Consider the following 24,392-nt stretch of genomic DNA (forward strand, 5'->3'; position numbering starts at 1 on the left):
GGCCCGCACCGCCGCAGGGGTGAGGGCCCCCGCGCGGCGTGACAGGGGGAAGGGCGGGAAGCACTGGTGCCGTGCTTCCCGCCCTCTGAACGACTGGAGAAGTCGCTCTCCGGCCGTCGTGTCCGGTGCCGGTGGTGCTCCAGCCCGCCTTGGTCGAGCAGCTCGCAGTCCGTTGTCGATGTCGTCCCGCAGGAGCGCAGGATGGGGCCGCCCCAGTGGCTGAAGTCGACGGCGAGGACGACGCCGGAGGTGGTGGTGCAGCGCCCCATGGGCTGCGGGTCGGCGACGGTCGGGGCCCCGGTGGCGGCGACCGCTGCGGGCGTCAGGCCGAGCGCGGCGGGCACTCGGAGCAGACGCGCGCCCTTCATCGTCCGCTCCTTGTGTCCGTGCGACGGCGCGCGACGATCACCGTGCGCCGGCCGGCGAGCGCCAGCGGGGCGGCAATCGCGGCGAAGGCACTGCCCTGGGCACCGGTGGAGGCGAGAACTCCGCCGCTGCCACCCCCACCGACGGTCGTCGCGCCGTCGCCACCGCCTGACCGGCCCATGGTGACGATGTCCGGGACGCTGCCGCTGGGGCTCGGCGTGGGCTGCGCGAACGTACCGGTCAGGCTGCGCTCCAGCTTGCCGAAGGAGATGGCTCCGCCGACGGCCTGAGCGGAGGCGCGCAGGTCGGAGTCCTTCGTGGACGGGATCAGCCTCGGCCAGGCCCCGCTGGACTGCTGAAGACTCTCCAGGTAGGCGATCGGCTGTGTGGCCGCCGCCTTCCCGCCGGGGCGTAGCTGTGCCGTCACGGCCAGGGACTGGGCGAAGACGGATGGCGCGTAGGTGTAGGCGCCCTTGGCCACGCAGGAGCGGGCGGGAGCCTTGCTCGGCTTGGCGCAGGCGGCCTTCGCGAGCGCGGCGATGAGGTCGTGCCCCGCGAAATGGCGCGCATAGCGGCCGACGGCCTCGGCGAGAACGCGGTCTTGCTGGTGGAGCCACCTGCGGCACACGGCGTGCCGACGCCGGTCCAGTCGTTGACGCTGCGGCCCTCGCCGTCCTTGCCACGGTGGTCGAAAGAGTCGATGATCCGCGCAGCTTGGCGTTGTCCGGTCCGGTGGCGGCGAGCGCGTAGGCGCAGAGGCAGGCGACGCCCTTCTTCAGGTCGGTGACGCCGAGCTCGTTCGGATCGGGGCCGACCCTCACCACCGTCCGGGCGCGAGGTCCACCGTCGCGCTCCCCGCCTCCTCAATCCGCGCCGCAACCGCCCAGAAGGCTGGTGACCTGTGAGCGGACGACGTCCCACACGGCGGCCGGGAGGTCACCGAGGGCCGTCCCCTGCAGTGCGTGCAGGGTCTCCTCGGCCTCGGTGTCGCAGGTGGCGCTGCCGCTGAGCACGTCATAGCCGTCGCGGACGGCGACCCGCAGGCAGTCCTCACCGTCGTCGGCATGCACCGCCGAGGCGACCACGAGGGGCGGCGGTCCCCCTGCCTCACTGGTCAGTTTGTGGTAAGCGCAGGCAATCGGCTCACGCCAGCGCAGGCTGAGCAGGACAGGACGCTTGGCCACCACCTCGGCCAGGTCCGTCTCATGGATGCCGTCGGGTTCCAGCACCGTCGCCCGGGCGTCCAGCACGAGCGCCGCGGGCAGCAGGCAGCGCAGGGTGCTGCCGACGAGGTTGCCGCCGACGGTCGCCGTCCGCCGCACGGCCCCGGTGCCCACCGTGGCGGCCGCCAGGCGCAGTACGTCCGGTACCCGGTCGTCGATCCGGTGCAGGACCACGGCGCCCCCCACGGTCTCCCGCCCCAGGACGTTGGCCTCAGGCAACTCACGTAGAGACATGGCCAGTTCGGGAAAGCCGTCCCGCTGCCACGTGGCCCACATGAGCGTCGCCCCACCGATCGGCACGGCCCCCTCGGCCAGGCACTCCTGCGCTTCGGACACCGATGTGGGCAGACGCAACAGCACAGCGACCGACCTGCCTTTCTGAGGACGTGGACGACGGCGAAGGGTGATGTTTTGGCCACCTGCCCGCCAGCAAGGCAGTTTTCTCGCCAGGGCGGGGGCGCGTACAGGGCTCACACGAGCACACGGTGCGCCCTCGCTGCCGACGATGACTTCGACGCAGAGACAGAGATAGGGACCGGGATCGCGCCAGGACGTTCGCCGGACTGCGGGTGACGCAGTTCGCGCGCCTGTTGAAGGTGGTGCAGGAGGGGTACTCCGACGGACAGGTGGTTGCGGATCAGTTGCCGATCAGTCGATGCGGTCACTCAGGCCCAGCACCTGCGGGCAGTCGCTGGGGAAGTCCCTGGGCATGCCCGGCACGTCGATGGTGCGCCCGTACACGCCGGCCAGGAACTCGACGGCGCCGACCGGGAACTCCGACCAGTCGCCGTTGTCCCCGCGGACGACCACCGGCCATGCGTCCGGGTCCGCGGAGCTCGTCCTCCAGTAGAAGGTGTCGCCCGAATAGGAATCCGCCCAGGAGATCAGGCCTCCCGGCTGCGGGAAGGGAACGTAGTCCTCGGTGTCGCCCATCTCGTACAGATCCTGAAGGATCTCGTCCTCCCTGGACGCGGACGCCCATGACGCCTCGGCGCCGGGCGAGGGAACGGACACGCTCAGGAAGTCGTCGACGACCAGGATCGGATACGCCTCGGCCAGAGAGCGGAAGTCCGAGGGCAGCGCCGTCCCGAGGCCCGCCTCGAGGGCGGTCCAGTCCACGCTCCGCCCGCCGGGCACACGCCACTGCGTCATCGACGGCAGCACGGCCTCCAGCTCTTCGATCCTCAGCATGTCGTCTGCCAATCCGGGTTGTTCTGGACCACGACGTTGTCGAACGATACGCCGTCGTCAGACGGACCTCTCCGCCGACTTCAACACCTCCGACGCAGCAGCCTGATGTACCGCGAACCCAACGTCACCTTCATCGCGGACGCTCGCCACGGCCTCGTCGCAAAGGGCGGCTGGAAGCAATAACACGCTCATGCTCTGATGCCTCCAGAAGACGTTGACCCAACCGAGGCCGGCGTTCAGGCAGACGTCGCAGGTGAGGGGTGACCGAGAGCCTGCTCCCGGCCACCCCTCACCGTGTTACTCCTGCTCTTACTCCTCCTCGCCGATCTGGCTCACGAATTCCAATGTCCACGTCTCTTGGAATTCGGGCTTAGGTGCGACGAGTTCGAGCTGTGCGCCACGATGCCCCGCGCGCAGGGCGAGCCCCTTGTCCGACAGGATCTTGACCCCGCCGATGACATGTTCGAACGTGAACTGCGCCCACTCGGCGCGCGGAACGTTGTTGACCCAGAGTTTTTCCTCGGCGACCACGAGCCCCGCTTGATCGTGCTGGGCGAGTCGCATCACATACGGCGCCCCCGGCACAGGCTCCGTCGGTTCGATGACCCACTCCTGCTCGATGGGGAGGGGGTTGAGCCGGTCGGTGATGACCGGAGCGCCGTTCTTGACGGCGTACTCGGTGGCTGTCACCAGGCTGGTCGGGCCGATGATGTGAGCGTGGATCTTGTAGATGCCGGGCCGTACAGGGATCGGAGGCATGCGCGTAACTCCCTATCTCTCACGGTTCGCTCGCCGCTGGCCTGTCGCCACCGGAGTGGATCCCACCCTCTACGTTCGCCAGACGCCTTAGAAGATGAGATATAGCCAAAGACTGCACAGTTCGGTCCAATCGGACAAACTTGCGAATCCGTCGCCGTAATGATCTACCCGCAGACCATTCCTGCGCGATGGCTGTCCCCACCTCGTCCGGTGTTCAAGCCGCCGCTGAGCCACAGCCCTTGGTCCGTTCGGGCGTTCACAGAAGGGGGCCGCCGCAGACGGGCTCCTGCTCGGGTTTCCCGGGCTCACCGTCCAGTACGAGGCCGTAGCCGCGCCGGCCTCCAGACCTCTCCTCGAGCCCGTCGCCGACGCCTGCGCCCGCCTCGCCGACCAGGGCTGGCGCACGCTCCTGCGCACCGTCACCCGCGGCGTGCTCGACATCGGCGCCCGGGACCTGGCCGCCGAGCTCGCCAAGCCTGTCGCCGAACTCGACCGCACCGTCCCGGGCTTCGGTGACTTCGCCCCGACGCGCCCCGCCCGCGGCATCGAACCCGGCAGCCCGGCACGCAGCCTCCTTTACCACTCCTTCGCCTCGGCGGCCGTGCGCACCGACGGTCGCGGCCGCACCCTCGGCGCGCTCCCCACCCTTGCCGAGGCGAGGCCGTCGAGAACTACGTCTACGGGGTCCGGCCCCCCAGCCTGGACCGGCTGCGCGAGATCGCCGGGGACAACCCGCTCGGCGTCGTCGTCTTCGCCCTGGACTACCGCGACGCCACCGGCGCCGTGCCACGGCCGCCACGCCGACCTCTGCTTCTCCCGGACCGGCGTCACCCGCATGGGCACCGCCGGACCTCATTACGACGCCCGGAACCGCCAGTTCGCCTCACCCGACCCGAAGCAGCCCTTCGTCTTCCGGACGGTGCCGCAGCGGTTCGCCCCGTACGTCGCCATGCAGGTGACCGGCGCCGACCCCCGGCTCTTCGGCCCCCATGACGTCGTCAGCGGCGACGAGCAGCGCTCCTTCCGGGTGCCCCTGCACAAGCCCTTCCCGGGCCGCGAATGCCTCCACCGCCTGGACCCGACCCTCTCCCTCGCCTCCCACCTCGTCAACGAGAAGCTCAAGCGGATGCACCTCTTCCAGCGGGAACAGGGCTACCCCACCGAGTGGACTGGCACGGACCTCGACGCCTTCCCCTTCTCCCTCCGCGGTGACAGCATCGCCTCCCTGCTGCCCGCACAGCAGGCCAACAGCTCCGGCGTCCCCATCCCGCAGCCGCGCGTCTACCGGCCCGGGGCGCAGAGCCGGGACCCCCATGACATCCAGAAGGTCCTGGTGCAGATACCAAGCACGTGACGGCCTGCACCGACGGCCGGACCGTCCTGCTGAGCAGGGACGGAGGGCCGTGGACGTGCGCCACCTCGATCCCGGCGCCGACGCGGACGTCCTGATCGCCGGGGCGGGACCCGCGGGCTGCGCGGCCGCCATCGTCTGCGCGGCCGCCGGGCTACGGACGGTCCTCGCCGAGCGCGCGCCCGGCCCGGCCGCACGACCCGGCGAGGCCCTTCACCCGGGAGCCGAGACACTGCTGGCCCGGCTGCTGCCGGACGGCTTCGCGGACGCCGTCCGGGCCCGGCACGACGGCATCACCGTCGGCTGGGGCGCGCCGCCCCGTTTCCAGCCGTTCGGACGGGACGCGAACGGACCCTGGTACGGCTTCCAGGCGGACCGGCAGCGACTGGACGCCCTGCTCCTGGAGCGGGCCCGGCACGCGGGCGCCGACGTCCGCCACGGCTGCCGGGTCCTGGAACCGGCGGTACGGACCGGGGCGGTGACCGGGGTCCGGCTGAGCGGGGCTGCCACGGCGCTGCGCACCCGTACGGTCATCGACGCGACGGGCCGGGCCCGCCGGCTGACCCGCTCCCTGGGCCTGACCGGTCCGCCACGCTCACCGAGGCTGCTGGTCAGGTACGGGTACGCGGCCGGGGTCTGCCCGCGGCGCGACGCCGCGCCCGCGATCGTCGCGGACGGCTCCGGCTGGACCCCGACCGCGCGGGTGGCGCCGGGTCGGTACCAGTGGATGCGGCTGGACTTCGTCCCGGATCAGACGCGGCGCCTGCGCGCCGGGCCCCCGGATGAGTTCGCGGGGCTGCGGCCGGAGGGGGGCCAGGGCGGCGGATGTCAGCTGGCGGCTGAGCCCGAGGGTGGCCGGGCCGGGCTGGTTCGTGGTGGGCGACGCGGGGGTATTGCTGGACCCGGCGTCCTCGCACGGCGTGCTGCGGGCCCTGCTGTCCGGCTGGACGGCGGGCTCGCTGGCCGCGGCGGTCCTGGACCGGGTCCTGGAGGCGGAGGGGGCAGCAGCCTTGTACGGGTCCCATGAGAACCGGAGCAAGCAGGGCGAGATGGGGGGAAGTGAAAAGCCGCCAGGGCGAGTGCGTCACCAGCCTTGCTGGTACTTTGAGGCATACAGGAAGCTTTATGTATGCAGCAGTACAAAAAGTGCATGTTTGGGAGGTTGAAGGAGAACAACCTTGGACGGCCCTGACGACAGGTTCCGCTACGAGAGTCTCCCGCTTGACCGCACGGGTCAGGCAGAGGCGTTCGACGCCATCGGTGACCGTTATGACGCCGCCTTCCCGCACCGGGAGGGGCAGGTCGCGTGTGCGGAGTGGCTCATCGGGCTGCTGCCGGAGGGGGCTCGTGTACTGGATCTGGGCTGCGGCACCGGGCTTCCTACCGCCCGCCAGCTGACGGACGCGAACTTCAGGGTTGTCGGCGTCGACCTGTCGGCCACGATGGTCGCTCTCGCCCGCGAGCACGTACCCGCTGGTGAGTTCCACACGGTGGACATCGCGGAGCTGCGCCCCAAAGGCCCCCGGGACCTCGGTCGCTTCGACGCGGTGGTCGCCTTCTTCTCTCTCCTCATGCTGCCGCGCGCCGAGATCCCCTTTGCCTTGCGGACCATCCATCACCTCCTGGTTCCAGGCGGCCTTTTCGCTCTGTCGATGGTGGAGGCCGATGTGGACGACTTCCCGATCCCGTTCATCGGCAGGACCATCCGCGTCTCCGGCTATCTGCGGGACGAGTTGCGTGAGGTGGTCGAGGCTGCCGACTTCGAGATCATCGACGAATCCTCGTACTCGTACGCTCCGGCAGCGGCTGACATCCAGCCCGAAGTGCAGATCTTCCTGCGCTGCAGACGGCACGCCTGACCACGCCTGACCCGCTCGCCACAAGGGGGCGGCTCGGCTGGAGGGACTCACATGACCAAGCACTCCGGGGCGGACGAGGGTACGGATGTGGAGGTACCCGGCACGCTTCCTGGGGGGATCCTGTCTGCTGGGGAAGAACCCGCCGGGGGCATGCTTGGACCCGGGGCAGATGTCTCCGTGCCGAAGGCCGACAGACTGCGGTACCTCGACACTGCGACCCGGCAGATCGCGCGGGGCGTGAACGTCGACGAGACGGTGCACGAACTGTGCCGCGTGTCCGTACCGGCCTTCGCCGACACCGCGATCATCCATCTGCACGCCCCGCTACCGGTCGGCGACGACAAGGCCGTCAGCCCCGGCGCCCTGGAGTTGCACACGGTGGACCATGGTTCTGCGCGGCTTCCCCTCGCCCAGGCGGCAGGCGTCGTACGCCCGGTTGCCGATGGGAGACTGGCGAAGGTGCTGCACGACGGGCGACCGGTGTTCGGGGACACCCCGGAAAACTCCGAGGCGGTCGCCGAGTTGCTGCCAGCGGCCAACACCGTTGGGACGGTGTCGCATGGCAGTCGCCTGATCCTGGCTCCGTTGCACGGACGCAGCCAAGTCCTCGGCAGCGTCGTCCTCATCCGCACGGCCGGTCGGCCCGACTTCACCGGCGACGATCTGCTCGTCGCCTCCCAGTTGGCCACGCACACCGCTCTCGCGATCGACAAGGGCGATGCTGTACGAGCGTGAGGCATCCGTAGCCGACACGTTGCAGCGCACGATGCTGCCGCCCTCGCTGCCGGAGCTGCCCGGTGTGCAGTTGGCCAGTCACTATCTGCCGTCCTCTCACACGGCCCACGTCGGTGGCGACTGGTACGACTCGATCCCGCTGCCGCGCAACCGCATCGCCCTGGTCATCGGCGATGTGATGGGCCATTCCATCACCTCGGCCGCGATCATGGGACAGCTGCGCACCAGCGTGCAGACCCTGGCCGGGCTCGACCTGCCCCCGGACGAAGTCATGCACCATCTCGACGAGCAGGCAGTGCGGTTGGGCAGCGAACACACGGCGACCTGTCTGTACGCGATGTACGACCCCGTGCTCTGCCGACTCCTGGTGTCCAACGCCGGCCATCTGCCGCCGGTGCTCCTCCACGCCGACGGCAGCGCGGAGATCCCCGGCATTCCCTCCGGAGCGCCGATCGGCGTGGGCAGCGGCGGATTCGAGTCCACCGAAATACCTGCGCCGGCCGGAACGACTCTGCTGTTGTACACCGATGGCCTGGTGGAGTCCCGCGGCTCGGACGTGCTGACCGGGATGGAGCAGCTGCGCGCGCGGCTGGAGGCAGCCGCCTCAGGAGCCGCGCCACCGGCACCGGAGGAGTTGTGCGACGTAGCGCTCGGCACCCTCGGAGCGGCGGCTCGCGACGACGACATCGCACTGCTCGCCGCCCGGTTCGAGGGACTGCTGCCGGAGACGGTCGCGTACTGGTACATGGCTCCTCATCCGCAGACTGCGCGACGAGCGCGCCGGTTGACTCGCAGGACCCTCCACCAGTGGGGTCTCGACTCGCTGGCGGAGTCCACGGAGCTTCTGGTGAGCGAGGTGGTCGCCAATGCCGTGCGCTTCGCTTCCCGGCCGATCACGCTCCGCCTCCTCCGCGCGGACACACTCCGCTGCGAGGTGGGCGACGACTGCCCGGTGGTACCGAGGATGCGGCATGCCCAGCTGAGTGACGAGGGCGGCCGAGGGCTTTTCCTGGTCGACCAGTTGGCACAGCGCTGGGGGGCGACCAGAGTGAGCACGGGCAAAGTCGTCTGGTTCGAAATGGCGTTGCCGGACAGCTGGTGACCTGCGTCCTTGGCGCAAAGCAGGCCCACGCCGCCGGTCGTTAAGGAAATATTTGCCAGCCCCGGTGAGTTCATGACGCAGCCCTCCCAGAAAACCGAAAAGCGAGCCGTCACAGCAGGCGGACCGCAGCTCCCGCACCGGCGTCGTGCCACCAGGGTGTCGGCGTGGACCTCGACACCGTCCGAACCTTCGTCGCCGTCGCCGACGCGGGACAGTGCCAGGAGGCCGCCGCCGAGCTGGCGGTCACCCAGCAGGCCGTCTCCAAGCGCGGCGCCGAGCTCACCATCGACGGACGGTGACTCGGGGTGGGCAGGGCGCGGCCATCGGCACACTCCATGCTCTCTCAGCCGGCGTGAAGGATCCGAAAGCGATCGGGTTCCGCCGGATCTCGGTCAACGACTTGGACTGGCGACCAGGCCCATTGCCAGACGCTGATGCCTGGCGTGCGGGAGAACTGGATCTGCCCGCGGGTGCCTTCGACTGCAACGCGCGGCCAGGATTCGGCGGTGCGCGCCCAGTCCGCACCGTGAGAACGCAGCACCTCGGCGAGGACGGCGACCGTGTCGTAGCCCTCGAAGGCGACGAAGGAGGGCGCTTGGGCCAGCCGCTCCCGGAGGGCCGTCTCGACTCGTGCACCGAGTGGGCCGAGGCGCTCGGGAAGGTAGCGCAAGAACGGGATCGCGGTGCTGTCGTCGCCCAGCAACCTCGCCCATTCGGCGAACTCCGGTTGCCCGGCCGGGGCACCGATCATGATCTCGGCGAGGCGCTGGTCGCGGCGGACAGACTTGACGATCGACACCGCCGGCTCCGGGTGGCCGACCAGAAGAAGGAGGGCTGTCGCGCGATGGTCGACGAGTTCGTCGCACAGGGCTGTGGGGGTGAGCGCGCTCATGTCGAGTTCGAAGACGGTGCCGCCGCGTGGAGCCAGGTAGTCCAGCAGAATGCGAGCTCCGGATGCCCAGTAGACACTCGGCTGGGCCGCTACGGCAATGCGGCTGTGGCCCGCGCCGAGGAGGAAGTCCGCGTAGATCTGCCAGCCGTGGGACTGCGCCGGGGCGAGGCGCGCGACCCATTCCGTCGGCTGTTCGGTGAGCGCGTCGAGAACCGCTGACGAACAGAGGAAGGGCAGGCCGAGGGCGTCGGCCCTGGCGGCAGCGGCGCGAGCGACGACGCTGTGATACTCCCCCGCCAAGGCAGCCACGCCCAGGCGAGCCAGTTCATCTACGGCCTCCGCGGCCCTCTGTGGATCAGCCGCGGTGTCTCGGACCACCAGCTCGAGTGGTCTTCCGACGATCCCGCCGGCGTCATTGACGTCGCGAACGGCCAGCTCGAGTCCGGCGAGCAGGTGTTGGCCTGCCTCGATCCAGCCAGGCCGGGTCAGCGGAACGAGAGCGCCGATCCGGACGGATGATCCGTCAGTCCGCTCCGCTCCAGACGGCGATGGTGGCGTAGTCATGCGTTGGCGTCTCCCGTGTGACCATCCGTGTGCAGTTCGCCCGGATCGCCGGACATTGCATCCACCACCATCGCCCACAGGCAACCGATTATTTGTCGGCCCTCGCAAGCCCGCCATGGGTGGCACGGGCGCGGGTTCCGCTCACACGACCGATGAGTTTTGCCCCGCCGGGTCGTCTGCATGGTGGGAACCCCTTCCGCGCCTGGCGGGAGGCCCGAGATGAGATGACAAGGAGCGTGCACACCGTGGACCAGGAGAACGTGAGCGCCACCCTGACTGTCGCCGCGCCCGCCGCGAGGGTGTTCGCGGTGCTGGCGGACCCGACGACCCATGCTGCGATCGACGGCACCGGCTGGGTTCAGGAAGCTGTCGACCGGGCGCCGCTGACCGAGGTGGGACAGATTTTCCGGATGCACATGTACCACCCCAACCATCCAGACGGTGATTACCAGGTGGCCAACCAGATCCACGCGCTCGACCCGCCGCGCAACATCGGCTGGCTGACGGGACAGGAGAAGGACGACGGTCACCTGGAGTTCGGCGGCTGGCTCTGGCGTTACGACCTTGCGCCGCTCGGTCCGTCCGAGACTGAGGTCACGCTCACCTACGACTGGTCGGCGGTGCCGCAGTCCATCCGGGAGTACATCCAGTTCCCACCGTTCGGACCTGAGCATCTCACCAACTCGCTGCACCACCTGGCCGAGCTTGCCGCACCGACGTCCTGAGGTGATCGCGTCGCCCGGTGTGGGGAGCGGGTCGTCGAGCGGCTGCTGGGGCGCCGTGTCCCACAGGTGCAGGGTTCCGGCGTCGCCGCCGACCGCGAGGGTGCGGCCGTCCGGTGAGAAGGCCAGGGCGGTGACCTCTTCCGGGGTGTCGCCGAGAGGCGGCGGGAAGACGTTGTCCTGGATGCCGGCGCGACGGTGCACGTCTCCGTCCCACAGGGCGACCCGGCCGGTCTGGTCGCCCGCGGCCAGTCGGGTGCCGTCCGGTGAGAAGGCCAGTGCCCCGATCGGGGCACCCTGGACCAGACCGACGCCGTTACCCGGGCCGGAGGGCAGGCGGGCGACGCGGTGGTCGCCCACGAGGAGACGGCCGTCGGGGCGGACGGCCAGGTGCATGCTGTTCAGGCCCGCGAGAGTCCTCTCGTGGCGGTGGCCGAGAGACGGGCTGCGCAGAGGGTGCGGCCGCGTGGGCCGAGGGCGAGGGAAACGAGGCTCGGGGCGCCGGCCGGGGCCGCCAGGTCCAAGCTGGTGCGCGGGCGGTCCCGGGTCAGATCCCAGAGGGTGATGCGCTGCGGGGCGGCATCCGAGGGCCCGGTGTGCGAACTGGGCCACCGGGGCTGCGCCACGAGCTGTCTCACGAACGAGTCGACAGTGCGTGCGCTCGGCTCCGCGGACTACACCGAGGCGATCACCCGGGCTCGCGATGCCGACGCCGCCGCGCAGCGGGTGTTCGGCGAAGCGGCATACGCGCTGGGCACCGTGATCGGCACCGTGGCCAATCCGGTCGACCCGGAGAAGGTACTGCTGACCGGCGACGGTCTGCCGCTGTACGAAGTCGCCGCGGACCGGATGCCCGAGGGCATCGCCCGGTCCTACACAGGCGACCCCTCGCAGATCGGCCTCGACATCCAGCCGTTCGACGTCGGCGAGTGGGCCCGCTCCGGAGCGGCTCTCGCCATCCGTGCCGCGCTGACCGGCCGGATCACCGGCCCCGCAGCGTGGTGACGCCCGAGGCGGTGACCGAGCCGACGTGGGTGAGGCCGGCAACAGCGCCACCGGCAGAGTGACGTACACGAGCCGGCAGCTGACCGGCGTCACCACCGCAGCGCATCACAGCGTTGCGGTCGTCCCCTCCCCGGACCCGCTGCCCGCGAGCCACTGGTCCCATCCCAGGTTGAAGTCGGCGTAGCCGTTGTCGGGCGAGGCCTTGGCACGGGTCGAGCCGGTGATGGTGACGGGGTCGCCCTGCTTCACCTGGCCGTAGAACCACTTGGCGTCCGCCATGGACAGGTGGACGCAGCCGTGCGAGCCGCGGGCGCTGCCGCTGCCCGGATTGGGGTCGCCGGTCGAGTAGTGCACGTAGGTGCCGGACTGGGTCAGGTGAATGTCCCAGGGCAGCGTCAGGTCGTAGTAGTTGGGGCTGCCCTTGTCGCAGCTGATGCCCACGCTGCAGGAGGTCATGTGGACCTTCTCCTGCTTGTCGATGACGGCCATCGTGCCGTTCCACGTCGGGTACTGCGGGCTGCCCGCATTGATCGACAGGGTGCGCACCGCCTTGCCGTTGCGGGTCACCTTCATGGTGTGGCCGGTCACCGAGACATCCGCGCGTACGTCGTCGCCGATCTTGAAGGTGTGCGTGTAGCTGCGCACGCCGTAGCGTCCGTTGCCGTTGCTGACGCCGTTCATGTCAGCGTCGATCTTCACCTTCGTGCCGGAGGGCCAGTACGTCTTCGGTCGCCAGTCGGCGCGCTGGTCGCCGAACCAGTGCCAGGCGCCGGCCACCGGCTGCGAGGTGCTCACTTTCATGTGCTTCTCCACCGTGGCCCGGGCCTTTGCCGACACCGGGTTCGTGAAGACCACCGAGATCGGCATGGCCACGCCGACCGTGGTTCCCGTCTGCGGAGTGATCGTCTCCAGCAGCATCGGCGGGCCCGCGGGCTTCGTCGGTGACGGAGAGGCACTCGCACCCGGCTTGCCCGGCGCCTTTGCGTCGTCCCCGCCCGCCTTGTCACTGCCGCCCCCGCCGCAGGCACTCGCGCCCACCAGCATCGCACCCGTGACGAGCGCGATCCCTATGCCGCCCTTGCGCCGTCCCACGACCAGCCCCGCTCTCTCGTTCCTCGGCCCTGACGGGCCCGACTCCCTGTCAGACAGCGAGGGCGCGGGCCGCAGTTGCGCGCGCCGGGTAAAGCGTGTCCCAAAACTCGGTGCGCACCGCCGGCTCGGGGCGACGAGGGGTACGACATCGTCGCCTCCCGCCTTCGGGGCGCGTCAGGATGCGTCCGCGCCGCCGGAGAACTCCGGTTCGGCGTGCGTCACGGACAGCGGTTCATGATCGGCCCTGGTGCCTGTCTCGACCTGCGGGTGAATGCCTTTCTCGCTTGCCCGGAACATCTCGACGGGGCAGACACAGAATGCCTGGCAGGAGCGACGCCGCCGAGCAGAACGCGAACGCGTAGCCCGTAGCCCGCCGGCACGCGGCCGACGATCGACTCCCGGGTTGTCTACGTACACTGACGGGATGGCATGCCGCATCAGTGAACTGGTCATCGACTGCGCCAACCCCAACCGGCTCGCCGCATTCTGGAGCGACGTCCTCGGCTACGTCGAACTCGGCCGGGAGGACGACGGAAGCATCGCGATCGGGCCGCCCGACGCCGGCCCGCAGCCCACCCTCGTCCTCAGCCCCAGCAGCGACCCACGGACCGGGAAGCTCCCACTGCACATCGACGTCAACGCCACCGACCGGGACCAGGACGCCGAGCTGGAGCGGCTGCTCGCTCTCGGCGCCAGGCCCGCCGACGTCGGCCAGACCGGCACCGAGAGCTGGCACGTCCTGGCCGACCCGGAAGGCAACGAATTCTGCCTCCTGCGCACCCGGCTCCAGCCCCTCTGACCACGTGCGTCCTGACGCCGAGCCGCTCGGTCGACGAGCGGCCGCGGATGTCCGGCGGCGGGCCTCCGCGTAGAGCTGGTCGTAGGTGGGGCCGTCGGCAAGCACCGGAGTGGGAGCGTCGGCCGCCCCCGTTTGCCGGAGGACATGTCGTGGGGGTGCGGCTCGCGTGCGGGCCTAGCTCGGCGGGGCGTCCTTGACGAACACGATCCCGTCATGGCCGGCCATATGGGCCGGGTCCAGCGGGGAGTAGCCGAACCAGGGGGACACGCGGGGAGCGGGCGTCGTGTCACCGAGGACAGCGGCCAGCCGGCGGGGGTCGACGACGTACCGGTCCTCCGGGAGCGCGTACAAGAGCCCTTCGACAGTGTCCGGGGGCGGGGTGTCCACCCCGTGGTGGCGGATCGTGCCGAGAGCCGTGGCCATGAAGGCGTACTCATCGCCCAGTTGGGCGCTGACGATCGCCCCGGCGCTCCACCATTCCACCGGCAGGCCGCTCATCTGCATCCTGCTCTTGTCCCGCTGGAGATGCCCGTTGTGGGCGTACGCCAGCGCCGGGCCGCGCTCGGCGAGGGCGAGCAGGTTGGCGGCCATCATCGACGCCCGCACGCCCAGCAGCTGCGCCATGCGGCTCGGTGACGGGTCGGCCATCCAGAAGTGGTACCGCAGCAGTCCGGTGGCGGTACGACCGTACATGCGTGCCCGGTCCCAGTCGTCCGACGAGGACGCCGCGATCAGGTGTGGCGTCTGCGTGTCAAGCAGGGCTACCAGGTCGTCGGCGAGCAGCCGCAGCTGCTTGGCCTCGGGCGTCTGTCCCACGGACCGGGACGGGTCCATCATCGCGGCGGGATCGGTCCACCGGGCGTCGGCGCCGAGCAGGTGGTCGAGCGTTTCCGTGGTGCAGGGAAGCAGGTCGGCGTCCACCCGGGCGGTGAGGTAGGCGTGGAGTGCGGTGAGGGCCTGCCGGGGGCTCTCGGCGCCGGTGATCTCCAGCGGGCCGTCGAAACCGGCGAAGCGCAACTGCTCCGACTCGGGCCGGCCGTCGTTGTACGCACGCATCCAGCGCACAAGCTCGCGGTTGGCCGCAGACGCGCCGAGCCCGATCTCCGGATGGCTGAAGCCGCGCTCCATGACCTCGTCGAGGGTTCCCGTACCCGACGTGACGTAGTCGTCCACGACCAGGCCCCTCATGCAGTCGCTCTCGATCGTGATCGTCCGGTAGCGCTCCTGTTCGACGAGTTGCCGGAAGAGATCGTTTCGCACCTCGAGCAGAACGTCCTCGCCGTGGGTGGGCTCACCCAGGGCAAGCAGCCGCGGCCGGGCCGGGAGCAACCCCATGACGGCAGCGGCGTCGACGGCTTGGGCGGCGTCTTTGATAGCAGCAGTCATGCCCTCAACGGTATCGTTGAAGCATCGGTTGAAACTTATTCGCGATATGGGCAAAGCAGTGAGGCAAAACCCTCAAGACCGCGGTCGGCTCAGGCCAGTCGACCTGGCGCGTGGGCACGGCCTGTCCACACAGGCGGTCAGGAACTACGAGGCGGCCGGGATCCTGCCGGACGCCGAACGCACTCCGCACGGCTACCGCACCTACACGCCGCTGCACGCGCAAGCGCTGCGCGCGTTCCTCGCGCTCGTACCCGGACACGGCCACCGGACGGCCACGTTGATCATGCAGTCGATCAACCGGGGCACGACTGAGGACGCTCTTCGGCTCATCGACGAAAGTCACGCCCAGCTTCTCGACGACCGCCGCACCCTCCAGGCCGTCGAAGGCGCGCTTCACGACCTCAGTCCCGTACCGCAGGAACGCGGCGACACGTTCGTCGGCCCGCTGGCGAAAAGGCTCGGCATCCGCCCGGCCACGCTGCGCACATGGGAACGCGTCGGCTTGGTCCAACCGCGCCGCGACCCGCAGACGGGCTACCGGGTCTACAGCGCGGCCGACGTGCGCGACGCCAAACTCGTCCACCAGCTCAGACGAGGCGGCTACCTGCTGGAACAGATCGCCCCGCTGATCGTCCAAGTCCGCTCCGCCGGAGGCGTCGCACCCCTTGAATCGACGCTGCGTGACTGGCATGCGCGCCTCTCGGCCCGCAGCCGCGCCATGCTCACCGGCGCCGCCGCACTGGACACCTACCTCGACTGCCGACCGGACGACCCCGCCCGGAGACAGGCCGAGTGACCACACCATCGCCTCGTCAACCACGGCCCTGATCCGGCCGCCCGGCAACTCCCGCTGGCCGCCGCTCAACAGCCCCGTCCCGATGACCTCCCCAGGCGACCGGCGGTCCGGCCCCGTGCCATGAACTCCTCAACCACGCGCCGCAGTTGGCCGACCGCACCCGTGCCGTCATCGGGCCGTCCGCGCACCCCGACGATCCGGCCGTCGGCAACCGCGACGTCCATCGCGTCCCCGTTGGAATGCAGCACCAGGCCTACGACGACGCGGCGCCGGTGACTCTCGGCAAACCGCGAAGGCGTCACCACTGACAACCTTGTGTGCCTTGCGCAGATTCCCGGTTTCACTGTGACATTCATCCGCCATCAGGTGCCTTCTCGTCACCGCTCCCACCTGGGCATACTCCATGCCTGCCCCGCCTCAAATCACCGAAGTGCGTGGGCTGTTGCGAAGGAGCTGATGGAAGAGATGACGTTGGAGACAGTCCGTGCAGGGGCCGCAGGCACATGGCTGCTTGGAGATCTCACGGTCAACCGGATCGGTTTCGGTGCCATGCGATTGACCGGCAGTGCCGCCTTCCACCGGGGCGTCCCGCACGACCGCAGTCAGGTGATCGGCGTACTGCGCCGTGCGGTTGAACTCGGCGTCAATCACGTCGACACCGCGGCGTTCTACTTCTCCCGGCTGCGCTCCGCCAACGAGCTGATCAACTCGGCGTTGGCCCCGTACCCGGACGACCTGGTGATCGCCACCAAGGTCGGCCCCGCACGGGACGCGTCCGGTGAGTGGGCGGCCCCGGCCCGGCCCGATCAGTTGCGTGGCCAAGTCGAGGAGAATTTGCGCCAGCTCGGCCGCGACCACCTCGACGTGGTCAACCTGCGCCTCATGGGCCAGGACTCGATCAGCGAGCACTTCGGGGCCCTCACCGAACTGCGTGATGCCGGACTGGTCCGCCACCTCGGCATCTCCGGCGCACGCCCCACTCACCTGGCCCAAGCCCAAGCGATCGCGCCCGTGGTGTGCGTCCAGAACCGCTACGGCATCGACGCACGCGCCGGCGCGGAGATGCTCCAGACATGCGCCGCACAAGGCATCGCGTTTGTACCCTTCTTCTCCATCGCCGGCGAGGGACGCGAGGCGGGCGCCGTCCGCGCCGAGCGGGAACAGATCCTCACGGTCGCCCGTGCACACAGAGTCTCGCCGGCGCAGGTACGTCTGGCATGGACCCTGCGACAGGGCAAGCATGTCCTGGCCATCCCAGGAACGGGCGACCCGGACCACCTCATCGACAACCTGGCGGCAGGCTCACTGCATCTGACAGAGGAAGACCTCGAACTCCTCGATTCGATCGACTGCACTGCACCCTGATACCGACTGCCGGCAGACGCGCTTGAACAGATGCAGGACCGCCCTTGTCAGGCACGAACCCTCTGACCGGCGCGCCGCGGGTGTGCCAGGCCGTCAGCGCTTGGTCGCGACGTAGTAGACGTTGACCGGGTCGCCCTCGACGGACTTGATGTCGATGTTCCCGAACCCGGCCTCTTCGAGCATGCGCACCGCCGTCTCCTGACCCCAGACCGTGCCGAGACCGGCTCCGCCGGTGCTGAGGGAGGTCGTCATGCAGTAGAAGACGGAGAAGCCGTAGAGCGCGGGCCCGAAGGGATGACCGATGTTCTCCTCCAGCCTGCTGGAGGCGGCGATGTCGCCCATGAGGAACGTGCCCCCGTCACGCAGGACTCGGGCGATCGCCGCCAGCGTCTCGGCCGGCCGGGCGAGGTCGTGGACCACATCGAAGGCGGTGATGAGGTCGTACTCGCCGCTGATGTCTGTCGAATCGGCAACGGTGTAGCGGACGTTCCGCAGATCGGCACGGGCCGCCGCGGCACGTGCGGTATCGATCCCGGACTCCGACTGGTCCAGACCGTGGAAACGGCTGGTGGGAAAAGCCTTCGCCAGCACCAGGGGCGCATGGCCCTGCCCCGTTCCCACGTCGAGGACGTCGATGCCGTCACGCAGGCGCTCGGGCAGCCCTGGCACGAGCGGCACGATCGTGTCCACCAGCGCCAGGTCGTAGACCCGGGCGGTCTCCTCGGCCTGCAACGCCTGGAACCGCGGATACGCCGAGTACGGCACACCTCCGCCGTCCCGGAAGCACCGTACGACCTGCTGCTCGACCTCGCCCATGAGCCCGATGTAGGGCATCATGCCCGCCAGGTTGTCCGGGCCCGCCGCCGTGGTCAGCGACGCCGCGTGCTCCGGCGGCAGGACGAAGGTCTCCCCCTCCGGGTCGTACTCGACGAATCCGCCGACGACCATGCCGCCCAGCCATTCACGCACATACCGTTCGTCGAGGTCCGCCGCCTTGGCGATGTCGGCACTGGACGACGGCGGAAGGCCGGCCAGGGCGTCGAAGAGGCCGCACTGGTGGCCGACGCTGGTGAGCAGGGCCAGCGCCGCCTTGTTGAGCACATCGACCACTTCGGCGGCGAATGCCTCCTGCCTGGCGGGATCCAGTGGCGCCTGCTGCGCTCCGAGAACCGACATGACCGCTCCTTCAACGGGGTGGCGACGAGGCATCAGCGACACCCAAAGGTGCCCGATTGCCAGGTTATGCCCCATTTGGAGTCCCGGATCTTACGGAACTGGGACAGCCTTCGCGTGGCTGCGTGTCGGCGTGGTGGAGCGGTCGGTTCCGCGGCGAGAGGGCGCGTGGTCCGCACGGAGTAGCCGGATGGCTCTGCCCGGATCCCCTGCGTAGCGTGCAAGGCACCGCTTGCTGCTCTGAGGAGGCCGTGCCGTGGAGACGTGTGTCGATGAGATCGCCGATGGCATCTATCGGATTTCGACGTTCTTCCCGGAAGTGGCCGAGCCCGCCGGGTTCACCTTCAACCAGTTCCTGATCAAGGCGGAGGAGCCGCTGCTGTTCCACACCGGCATGAAGCACCTGTTCCCCGCTGTCTCCCAGGCCGTCGGCCGGGTGGTGCCCATGGAACGGCTGCGGTGGATCGCCTTCGGTCACGTGGAGGCCGACGAATGCGGGGCCATGAACGAATTCCTGGCCGCGGCGCCGCACGCCGAAGTGGCGCACGGCCTGCTCGGCTGCCAGGTCTCCCTCAACGACCTCGCCGACCGTCCTCCGCGTCCGATGGCGCACGGGGAGGTGCTCGATCTGGGCGGCAAACAGGTCCGCCGGCGGGTCCGCCACCTCAACACGCCGCATGTGCCGCATGGCTGGGATGCCCGGGTCCTCTTCGAGGAGACCACCGGCACCCTGCTCTGCGGTGATCTGTTCACACACGTCGGAAACGGGCCGGCAGTCACCGGGGAAGACCTGGTCGAACGCGCCCTCGACGCGGAGGCCGCGTTCCGGCAGACGTCCTGCCTCACCGCAGCCGTGACCACGCTGCGGTCCCTCGCCGACCTCCGGCCGCGCACGCTGGCTGTCATGCACGGCTCCTCGTTCCACGGCGACGGCGGCGCTGCGCTGCACGCGCTTGCCGACGGTTTCGAACGGCGATTCGGCCCGGAGCCCCAGTTCGTCACCCGGCACAGCGTGCTCGCCGGCGAGGACGCACCGGGATACGTCCCACGGGCGTGAAGCCGGGTGCGCCTGCTGATCGGGCGGAGCTGCCCATCCCCTGATCCGTCTATCGGGTGCCCCCAGGGCCGGTATTCCGCTCGTGCGCGGATCCGGCCGGCGGGCGTCACTCTCCGTCGATGTCCGGCTGGATCTCGACGGTGAGGGCCGCGTCCTCGGGGCCGGTGCCTTCCGCGTCCTCCCAGACGATCACGCGGACGTGCTGGTGGACGGCGCCGCGGCGGTCCCACTCGGACACCAGGTCGGTCACGACGAGGGCGGCGACGTACTCGGCGTCCTCCTTCGGATCATCGGTGGTGACGGTCCCTCGCCAACGCTCGGGATGGTCGCCGTGGGGACGCCAGCCCTCGGAGCCGTGCGGCTCGTCCACCCGGTACACCCAGTCCGTCTCGGTGCTCATGGAGCCGATCCTGTCAGGAGGCGTGACCGAAGCCGCTCGAGTGGGTGACACGCCCGTGGCGGCGGCGTCGGTGGCTGTCGGGCTCGCGGTGGAGCGCGACGAGCGCCGCGTCGTCGTCAAGGCGTCCGCGGGTATGGGCGTGCAGATCGCGTTGGATGTGGTGAAGCAGCGATTCGGGGCCGGCTTTGTTCCACTGGGCGGCCCGCGCCTCGAAGGGGTAGAAGCGGCCGTCGGCGTCGCGGGCTTCGATGACGCCGTCCGTGTAGAGCAGGAGGGTGTCGCCGGGCTCGAAGGAAACCACGTCGATGGTGTATCCATCCGGTCCCGTCTCTGCGATCCCCAGTGGGGGCGCGGGGTGCAGGCTGGGGACCGTCAGGGCGCTACCGGGGGTGAGCAACAAGGGAGGGGGGTGTCCGCAGCTGATCATCCGGGTGATGTGGTCGTCGTCGGGGAGTTCCAGGAGCAGGGTGGTGGCAAAGCGTTCGCCGGCCTCTGCGGTGGGCTCGAAGTCGGCCAGGTAGCGGGTCACGCTCTGCTCCAGGGTGGCGGCCAGATCGGGCAGAGTGACGTGCCGGTGGGCGGCCTCACGGAAGGCCCCGAGCAGGAGGGCGGCCTCGCCGATGGCGGACAGGCCCTTGCCCCGTACATCTCCGATCATGATGCGCACGCCGCCGGTGATGCGGGTCGCCGCGTACAGGTCACCGCCGATCTGTGCCTCGTCCTCGGCGGCCAGGTACAGGCAGGCGATCCGCAAGGGGCCCATCCGCTCCGGCAGCGGCCACAGCAGGCCGTGCTGCGCGGCCTCGGCGACCGAGCGCACCTGGGCCAGCTGGCGCTGGTGTCGCACGCGCACCAGGCAGAAGAAAACGATCAGGGCTGACAGCACCGTCAGGGCGAGGATCTGGACCAGCACGTTGCGCGAGAACAGCACGCCGAAGTGCCAGCCGATGTATGCCTGCGCCGCCACGGTCAGGAACCCGATCAGCGCAGTCAGCCTGGGGCCGGCGAACGAGGCGGTGATCGCAGGGGCGATGACCAGGAGCGGGCCGAGATGGACGTCCTCCGGGACCATCTGGTCCGCCGCCGTGATCACCACGATGAGCACGATCGGGATCAGCAACAGCGCGTGGCTCGACTGCCGCAGCTGCCGCACACCAGCCAAGCCGTGCTCGGCGTTCACATCTTCCACATTGCCACTGTCGAGGACACCTGACGAACAGGGAGGACCGCTGTGACCTCGCAGGCCGACCGGCCGTACGGCGCTGGACTGCCGTGGAGCGGGACCCGCGACACGGAACCCTCGGGGGTGAACCTTCCTCCGGCGATCCGGACGCTGCGCCCGGGCTGGCTGCTGTGGCCCGTCAACCGCCCGCCGGCGGGCATCGTCTGGCGCATGGTCCGGCGCAATGCACGTGCGGACCGCGACATCCTGTGCTGGATGCGACCGGTGGACAGGGACCTCCGGTCAGCGGCGGACGGCCCCTCGGTACGCGCCTACCGGCGCTTCTGCCAGCGCAATCTCCCGGCAGACGCTCCGTAGGGACCACGTCCCAGCCGCACGGTCAGGGTGGTGACTCCGCCGCCATAGTAGCCATGTACAGCATCCGCCATGAGCAAGGCATCCGAAGGAGCCACCCCCGGTTTCCTGGTGTGGCGGCTGTCGATGAAGTGGCGGGTCGCCGTCGACCGGGCGGTGGCCCCGCTCGGCCTCACCCACGCCCAGTACTCACTGGTGGCGTCGCTGTACGGCATGTAGGGCGCGGGCGAGCGGCCCAGCCAGCGGCGCCTCGCCGACCACACCGGCCTGGAACCGCTGTACGTCTCCAAGCTCGCGCGCAGCCTGGAGGCAGCTGGACTCCTGGAGCGCGCCAAGGACCCGCGCGACCCGCGCGCGGTACAGCTCGCGCTCACCGACGAGGGCCGTGAGGCCACCCGGCGGGCGATCGGCATCGTCCAGGGCCTGCTGGCCCAGCTGCTGGAGCCGCTCGGCGGTCCGGACAGTGCGCGGACCCGGGAGCTGACCCGCGACCTGACGGCGCTGCTCGACGCACCCCTCGACCCCGCTGCGGCCGGTCTGCCGCAGCAGCAGGAGAAGTAGTGGAATATTGAACTACTGCGTTCCGTTGTGGCCGTCGAAGGAGGTCGTGAGTGGAGACGCAAGTGGAGAGCACGTACTACGGCCAGGGAACCCCCGCCGAGCGCTGGGAGCGCGCGCAGCTGTTCTTCGAGGCCCAGGACTACGCGGGCGCGGCGCGGGTGCTGGCCGGGCTGGTCGAGGAGGTTCCGGAGCAGACCGGCCCCCGACTGCTGCTGGCCCGCGCCTACTACCACTCGGCCCAACTGAGCCGTGCGGAGGCCGAGTTGCGGCTCGTCGTGGAGCGCGACCCGGTGGAGCACTACGCCCGGCTGATGCTGGGCCGCACGCTCCAGCGGCAGGCTCGGCACGAGGAGGCGGCACAGCACCTGCGGATCGCCTCGGCGCTCGCGGGTGACTTCCCTGAGGAGTGAACGGCGTGAGCGGGCCCGGTTCCGTCGAGGAACCGGGCCCTTCGCGCGTCTCAGGCCGGCCGGCGGACCGTCCGGGCGACGACCCAGTGGTTCTTGCCCAGGCGGCGGCCGCGGGTGAAGCCCCGGCTCTCGAACATCGCCAGGGTGCCGTTGTGCAGGAAGGACGCCGACACCGAGCCGCCGTCCGTGTCCTGCGGGCAGCTCTCAACGGTGCCTCCGCCCAGCCGGGCGATCTCGCGCAGGGCGCCGTCGAGCGCGGCGGAGGCCACCCCGGTGCGCCGGTGGGCGCGGTGCACGAAGAAGCAGGTGATCCGCCAGTCGGGCAGCACCGGGTCCCCGGCCTCGTAGGCGCGGCGGTGCTTGATGCGGGGCAGTTCGGCGGCCGGCCCGAACTGGCTCCAGCCGACGCAGTCGGCGCCGTCGTACACGAGCGCCGCGTGGGCCCGGCCCTCCCGCACCCGCCGCTCCTTCCCGGACCGGTTCTGCTGCGGGGTCTTCGTCCGGCCGACGCCCTCCTCGTGGAAGGCCATGCACCAGCAGCCGCCCCACACGCCGTCGTGCTCCTCGACCAGCCGGGCGAAGTCCGGCCAGGTGGCCGGGGACAGGGGCCGTACCGTGAACGTCATCGGTGACCTCCCCAGGTCACAGCGGGGTCGCCGAGTGCAGGATCCGGAACAGGGTGACGGCCGAGTTCGCCGAGGACATCGCCGACATCAGGGCGCCCGCGGCCGCGCCCCAGGCGGCGAGGCCGACCGCAGTGAAGGCCGACGGCCAGGTGCGGGCCGCGGGGGCGGGTGCCAGCAGGGCGGCCACCCGGCGCGGGACGGGGCCGGTCGCCGCGAGCGCGGCGAGGGTGGGCGCGGGGGTGCCACGGGACAGCAGCGCCGCCTTGCCGATCGCGCGGGCGACGGTGCGCCGGTCGCCGACCGCGCGGGCCGCCTCCTCGTCCGCCCAGCGCTCGGCCGTGTAGACGACTGCCGTGCGCAGCGGACGCAGGAAGGGGTTGGCCCGGGCAGCCAGGTGGGCGGCGAGCAGATGGCGGTGGTGGCGGGCGGCGAGGTGGGCGCGCTCGTGGGCGAACAGGGCGCGCCGTTCGGCGGGGGCGAGCCCGGACAGCAGCGCGGTGGTGACGACGATCCGGCCCCGGCCGCCGGGCAGGGCGTAGGCGTACGGCGTGCTGTCGGGCAGGACGGCCACCGTCGGGCCGGGCAGCGCGGCCAGTGCGCGGTGGGCCCGGCGGGTGACCCGGCGGTGCCGCCACAGGGTGCGGCCGCAGGCGACGGCGACCGCGCCGAGGGCGGGGATGGCGACGCGGCCGGCGACCTCGTCGTGCGGGACGGCGGCCCGCACCTCGGGGTCGGACCAGCCGTCCGGGAGGGGGTTGCCGGGCAGCTGGGCGGTGCCCACGACCATCAGCAGGGCCAGGCACAGCGTGCTGCACACGGCCATGACCACGGCGACCGCGGTGAGCAGCCGGGTGGCGGTGCGCGGATGCAGATGCCCCTCGGCGAGCCGGGCGACCGGCCAGGCGGACAGCGGCAGCACCAGCGGCAGGAAGACGAAGACCCCCATGGGCGCTCAGTCTTCCGTACCGCCGTCGCGGGTGTGCGCAGTCTTCCTGCTGTTCACCGAGCCGGGCTCGGCGGCGTCCAGCAGCGCCCGCAGCACCTGTTCGTCGCCCGGCGGCAGGGCCGTGACGAAGCTCGCCAGGACGGCCTGACGGTCCCGCTCGCCGTCCAGCAGGCGGCGCATGCGCAGAGCGGCGAGCCGGGCCACGTCGGCGGTGGGCGTCCACAGGAAGGAGCGGCCCTGCCGTTCGCGGGCGACGACGTCCTTGGCGAGCAGCCGGGTGAGGATGGTGACGACGGTGGTGTAGGCGAGGTCGCCGCCGAGGCGTTCCTGCACCCAGGCTGCGGTGACCGGTCCCTCCGCCTCGCGCAGCGCACCGAGGACCTGACCCTCCAGTTCACCCTGGCCGCGCCGCCGGGCCCGGCCGCCGTCCCGCACCATGTCCCGACTCTCCCTCTTCATCGGCCTGCCGGACCAC

Annotated in this window: 24 protein-coding genes and 5 pseudogenes; 14 read left to right on the forward strand and 15 right to left on the reverse strand. The window is 70.4% G+C overall.

The annotated features are described in order from the left end of the window. Positions 1-112 precede the first annotated feature (112 nt). From AQI88_RS47345 to AQI88_RS00430, 5 genes and pseudogenes are all read right to left on the reverse strand, one after another. Positions 113-368, reverse strand: a pseudogene (locus tag AQI88_RS47345) (hypothetical protein); the annotation flags it as partial. After that, positions 365-994, reverse strand: a complete 630-nt coding sequence (locus AQI88_RS00415; protein ID WP_066989888.1) for a hypothetical protein — start codon at positions 992-994, stop codon at positions 365-367. The pseudogene AQI88_RS47345 and the gene AQI88_RS00415, both read right to left, overlap by 4 nt. A gap of 235 nt (positions 995-1,229) precedes the next feature. Further along, complete coding sequence (locus AQI88_RS00420; protein WP_066989890.1) at positions 1,230-1,949, reverse strand: FAD binding domain-containing protein; 720 nt, start codon at positions 1,947-1,949, stop codon at positions 1,230-1,232. 288 nt (positions 1,950-2,237) lie between these two features. Further along, complete coding sequence (locus AQI88_RS47350; protein WP_244183999.1) at positions 2,238-2,780, reverse strand: hypothetical protein; 543 nt, start codon at positions 2,778-2,780, stop codon at positions 2,238-2,240. Between the two features lie 309 nt (positions 2,781-3,089). After that, positions 3,090-3,539: a hypothetical protein gene (locus AQI88_RS00430; RefSeq protein WP_066989893.1), complete on the reverse strand. Its 450-nt coding sequence runs from the start codon at positions 3,537-3,539 to the stop codon at positions 3,090-3,092. A 430-nt stretch (positions 3,540-3,969) separates the two neighbouring features. Here AQI88_RS00430 and AQI88_RS46960 point away from each other — a divergent pair, with 430 nt between their 5' ends. The 5 genes and pseudogenes from AQI88_RS46960 to AQI88_RS42505 form a co-directional block, all read left to right on the forward strand. Beyond that, positions 3,970-4,893 carry a hypothetical protein gene (locus tag AQI88_RS46960; RefSeq protein WP_159050276.1) on the forward strand — a complete coding sequence of 308 codons (924 nt, stop codon included), beginning with the start codon at positions 3,970-3,972 and terminating at the stop codon, positions 4,891-4,893. Positions 4,894-4,942: 49 nt separating this feature from the next. Beyond that, entirely contained in the window at positions 4,943-5,917 is a 975-nt protein-coding gene (locus AQI88_RS46965) for an NAD(P)/FAD-dependent oxidoreductase (protein ID WP_066989907.1), read from the forward strand. A 151-nt stretch (positions 5,918-6,068) separates the two neighbouring features. Beyond that, complete coding sequence (locus AQI88_RS00455) at positions 6,069-6,749, forward strand: class I SAM-dependent DNA methyltransferase (RefSeq protein WP_066989910.1); 681 nt, start codon at positions 6,069-6,071, stop codon at positions 6,747-6,749. A gap of 51 nt (positions 6,750-6,800) precedes the next feature. After that, positions 6,801-8,586, forward strand: a pseudogene (locus AQI88_RS00460) (SpoIIE family protein phosphatase). A 164-nt stretch (positions 8,587-8,750) separates the two neighbouring features. Beyond that, positions 8,751-8,882: pseudogene (locus tag AQI88_RS42505) on the forward strand (LysR family transcriptional regulator); the annotation flags it as partial. 47 nt (positions 8,883-8,929) lie between these two features. Here the strand turns inward: AQI88_RS42505 and AQI88_RS00465 are convergent. Then, positions 8,930-10,042, reverse strand: coding sequence for an ABC transporter substrate-binding protein (locus tag AQI88_RS00465; protein WP_066989914.1), 1,113 nt, complete (start codon positions 10,040-10,042; stop codon positions 8,930-8,932). A 245-nt stretch (positions 10,043-10,287) separates the two neighbouring features. On the opposite strand from AQI88_RS00465, the gene AQI88_RS00470 reads away from it, so the two are divergent. Continuing rightward, entirely contained in the window at positions 10,288-10,767 is a 480-nt protein-coding gene (locus AQI88_RS00470) for an SRPBCC family protein (protein ID WP_208615687.1), read from the forward strand. 93 nt (positions 10,768-10,860) lie between these two features. On the opposite strand, the pseudogene AQI88_RS48955 reads toward AQI88_RS00470, so the two are convergent. Beyond that, a pseudogene (locus AQI88_RS48955) lies at positions 10,861-11,160 on the reverse strand (WD40 repeat domain-containing protein); the annotation flags it as partial. 168 nt (positions 11,161-11,328) lie between these two features. On the opposite strand from AQI88_RS48955, the gene AQI88_RS00475 reads away from it, so the two are divergent. Further along, complete coding sequence (locus tag AQI88_RS00475) at positions 11,329-11,769, forward strand: ROK family protein (RefSeq protein ID WP_107118419.1); 441 nt, start codon at positions 11,329-11,331, stop codon at positions 11,767-11,769. A gap of 105 nt (positions 11,770-11,874) precedes the next feature. Here AQI88_RS00475 and AQI88_RS00480 read toward each other — a convergent pair whose 3' ends face one another. Next, the gene (locus AQI88_RS00480) at positions 11,875-12,813 is read right to left on the reverse strand and encodes a L,D-transpeptidase (protein WP_066991509.1); all 939 of its coding nucleotides are present in this window, start codon (positions 12,811-12,813) and stop codon (positions 11,875-11,877) included. 472 nt (positions 12,814-13,285) lie between these two features. Between AQI88_RS00480 and AQI88_RS00485 the strand changes: the two genes are divergently transcribed. Continuing rightward, a complete protein-coding gene (locus AQI88_RS00485) occupies positions 13,286-13,660 on the forward strand; it encodes a VOC family protein (protein ID WP_066989920.1) in 375 nt (124 codons plus the stop codon). Between the two features lie 174 nt (positions 13,661-13,834). On the opposite strand, the gene AQI88_RS00490 is transcribed toward AQI88_RS00485, so the two are convergent. After that, positions 13,835-15,046, reverse strand: a complete 1,212-nt coding sequence (locus AQI88_RS00490; RefSeq protein WP_066989923.1) for an erythromycin esterase family protein — start codon at positions 15,044-15,046, stop codon at positions 13,835-13,837. 46 nt (positions 15,047-15,092) lie between these two features. Here AQI88_RS00490 and AQI88_RS00495 point away from each other — a divergent pair, with 46 nt between their 5' ends. Further along, positions 15,093-15,842 (forward strand): TioE family transcriptional regulator, encoded by a 750-nt coding sequence (locus AQI88_RS00495; protein ID WP_066989926.1) that lies wholly within the window; start codon positions 15,093-15,095, stop codon positions 15,840-15,842. A 465-nt stretch (positions 15,843-16,307) separates the two neighbouring features. Next, entirely contained in the window at positions 16,308-17,207 is a 900-nt protein-coding gene (locus tag AQI88_RS00500; protein WP_066991512.1) for an oxidoreductase, read from the forward strand. A 93-nt stretch (positions 17,208-17,300) separates the two neighbouring features. Here AQI88_RS00500 and AQI88_RS00505 read toward each other — a convergent pair whose 3' ends face one another. Further along, positions 17,301-18,383 (reverse strand): class I SAM-dependent methyltransferase, encoded by a 1,083-nt coding sequence (locus tag AQI88_RS00505; RefSeq protein WP_066989929.1) that lies wholly within the window; start codon positions 18,381-18,383, stop codon positions 17,301-17,303. 253 nt (positions 18,384-18,636) lie between these two features. On the opposite strand from AQI88_RS00505, the gene AQI88_RS00510 reads away from it, so the two are divergent. Beyond that, complete coding sequence (locus AQI88_RS00510; RefSeq protein ID WP_066989932.1) at positions 18,637-19,437, forward strand: oxygen-binding di-iron domain-containing protein; 801 nt, start codon at positions 18,637-18,639, stop codon at positions 19,435-19,437. 106 nt (positions 19,438-19,543) lie between these two features. Here AQI88_RS00510 and AQI88_RS00515 read toward each other — a convergent pair whose 3' ends face one another. Beyond that, positions 19,544-19,837: a hypothetical protein gene (locus AQI88_RS00515; protein ID WP_066989935.1), complete on the reverse strand. Its 294-nt coding sequence runs from the start codon at positions 19,835-19,837 to the stop codon at positions 19,544-19,546. A 13-nt stretch (positions 19,838-19,850) separates the two neighbouring features. Next, positions 19,851-21,017, reverse strand: coding sequence for a PP2C family protein-serine/threonine phosphatase (locus AQI88_RS00520; RefSeq protein ID WP_398697584.1), 1,167 nt, complete (start codon positions 21,015-21,017; stop codon positions 19,851-19,853). Between the two features lie 51 nt (positions 21,018-21,068). Between AQI88_RS00520 and AQI88_RS00525 the strand changes: the two genes are divergently transcribed. The 3 genes and pseudogenes from AQI88_RS00525 (at position 21,069) to AQI88_RS00535 (ending at position 22,345) form a co-directional block, all read left to right on the forward strand. Continuing rightward, positions 21,069-21,377, forward strand: coding sequence for a hypothetical protein (locus AQI88_RS00525; protein ID WP_066989938.1), 309 nt, complete (start codon positions 21,069-21,071; stop codon positions 21,375-21,377). Positions 21,378-21,446: 69 nt separating this feature from the next. After that, positions 21,447-21,935 (forward strand): annotated as a pseudogene (locus AQI88_RS00530) (MarR family winged helix-turn-helix transcriptional regulator). A 62-nt stretch (positions 21,936-21,997) separates the two neighbouring features. Beyond that, complete coding sequence (locus tag AQI88_RS00535; RefSeq protein WP_066989941.1) at positions 21,998-22,345, forward strand: tetratricopeptide repeat protein; 348 nt, start codon at positions 21,998-22,000, stop codon at positions 22,343-22,345. 50 nt (positions 22,346-22,395) lie between these two features. Here AQI88_RS00535 and AQI88_RS00540 read toward each other — a convergent pair whose 3' ends face one another. Genes AQI88_RS00540 through AQI88_RS00550 form a run of 3 tightly spaced genes read right to left on the reverse strand, consistent with a single transcriptional unit; the run spans position 22,396 to position 24,355 of the window. Beyond that, positions 22,396-22,971, reverse strand: a complete 576-nt coding sequence (locus tag AQI88_RS00540) for an N-acetyltransferase (protein WP_066989943.1) — start codon at positions 22,969-22,971, stop codon at positions 22,396-22,398. A 16-nt stretch (positions 22,972-22,987) separates the two neighbouring features. Continuing rightward, the gene (locus AQI88_RS00545) at positions 22,988-23,917 is read right to left on the reverse strand and encodes a M56 family metallopeptidase (RefSeq protein WP_066989947.1); all 930 of its coding nucleotides are present in this window, start codon (positions 23,915-23,917) and stop codon (positions 22,988-22,990) included. A gap of 6 nt (positions 23,918-23,923) precedes the next feature. Then, a complete protein-coding gene (locus AQI88_RS00550) occupies positions 23,924-24,355 on the reverse strand; it encodes a BlaI/MecI/CopY family transcriptional regulator (protein WP_066989950.1) in 432 nt (143 codons plus the stop codon). Positions 24,356-24,392 lie beyond the last annotated feature (37 nt).

The sequence above is a fragment of the Streptomyces cellostaticus genome (assembly GCF_001513965.1).
Taxonomy (GTDB): Bacteria; Actinomycetota; Actinomycetes; order Streptomycetales; family Streptomycetaceae; genus Streptomyces; species Streptomyces cellostaticus.

Excerpts from the sequence above, each read along its gene's own strand:
- AQI88_RS00515 (WP_066989935.1), bottom strand. The coding sequence starts at position 19,837 with ATGAGCACCGAGACGGACTGGGTGTACCGGGTGGACGAGCCGCACGGC.
- AQI88_RS47350 (WP_244183999.1), bottom strand. The coding sequence starts at position 2,780 with ATGCTGAGGATCGAAGAGCTGGAGGCCGTGCTGCCGTCGATGACGCAG.
- AQI88_RS00490 (WP_066989923.1), bottom strand. The coding sequence starts at position 15,046 with ATGACTGCTGCTATCAAAGACGCCGCCCAAGCCGTCGACGCCGCTGCC.
- AQI88_RS00475 (WP_107118419.1), top strand. The coding sequence starts at position 11,329 with ATGCGCTGCGGGGCGGCATCCGAGGGCCCGGTGTGCGAACTGGGCCAC.
- AQI88_RS00480 (WP_066991509.1), bottom strand. The coding sequence starts at position 12,813 with ATGCTGGTGGGCGCGAGTGCCTGCGGCGGGGGCGGCAGTGACAAGGCG.
- AQI88_RS00505 (WP_066989929.1), bottom strand. The coding sequence starts at position 18,383 with ATGTCGGTTCTCGGAGCGCAGCAGGCGCCACTGGATCCCGCCAGGCAG.
- AQI88_RS00545 (WP_066989947.1), bottom strand. The coding sequence starts at position 23,917 with ATGGGGGTCTTCGTCTTCCTGCCGCTGGTGCTGCCGCTGTCCGCCTGG.
- AQI88_RS00500 (WP_066991512.1), top strand. The coding sequence starts at position 16,308 with ATGACGTTGGAGACAGTCCGTGCAGGGGCCGCAGGCACATGGCTGCTT.
- AQI88_RS00540 (WP_066989943.1), bottom strand. The coding sequence starts at position 22,971 with ATGACGTTCACGGTACGGCCCCTGTCCCCGGCCACCTGGCCGGACTTC.
- AQI88_RS00485 (WP_066989920.1), top strand. The coding sequence starts at position 13,286 with ATGGCATGCCGCATCAGTGAACTGGTCATCGACTGCGCCAACCCCAAC.
- AQI88_RS00430 (WP_066989893.1), bottom strand. The coding sequence starts at position 3,539 with ATGCCTCCGATCCCTGTACGGCCCGGCATCTACAAGATCCACGCTCAC.
- AQI88_RS00495 (WP_066989926.1), top strand. The coding sequence starts at position 15,093 with ATGGGCAAAGCAGTGAGGCAAAACCCTCAAGACCGCGGTCGGCTCAGG.
- AQI88_RS00550 (WP_066989950.1), bottom strand. The coding sequence starts at position 24,355 with ATGGTGCGGGACGGCGGCCGGGCCCGGCGGCGCGGCCAGGGTGAACTG.
- AQI88_RS00465 (WP_066989914.1), bottom strand. The coding sequence starts at position 10,042 with ATGACTACGCCACCATCGCCGTCTGGAGCGGAGCGGACTGACGGATCA.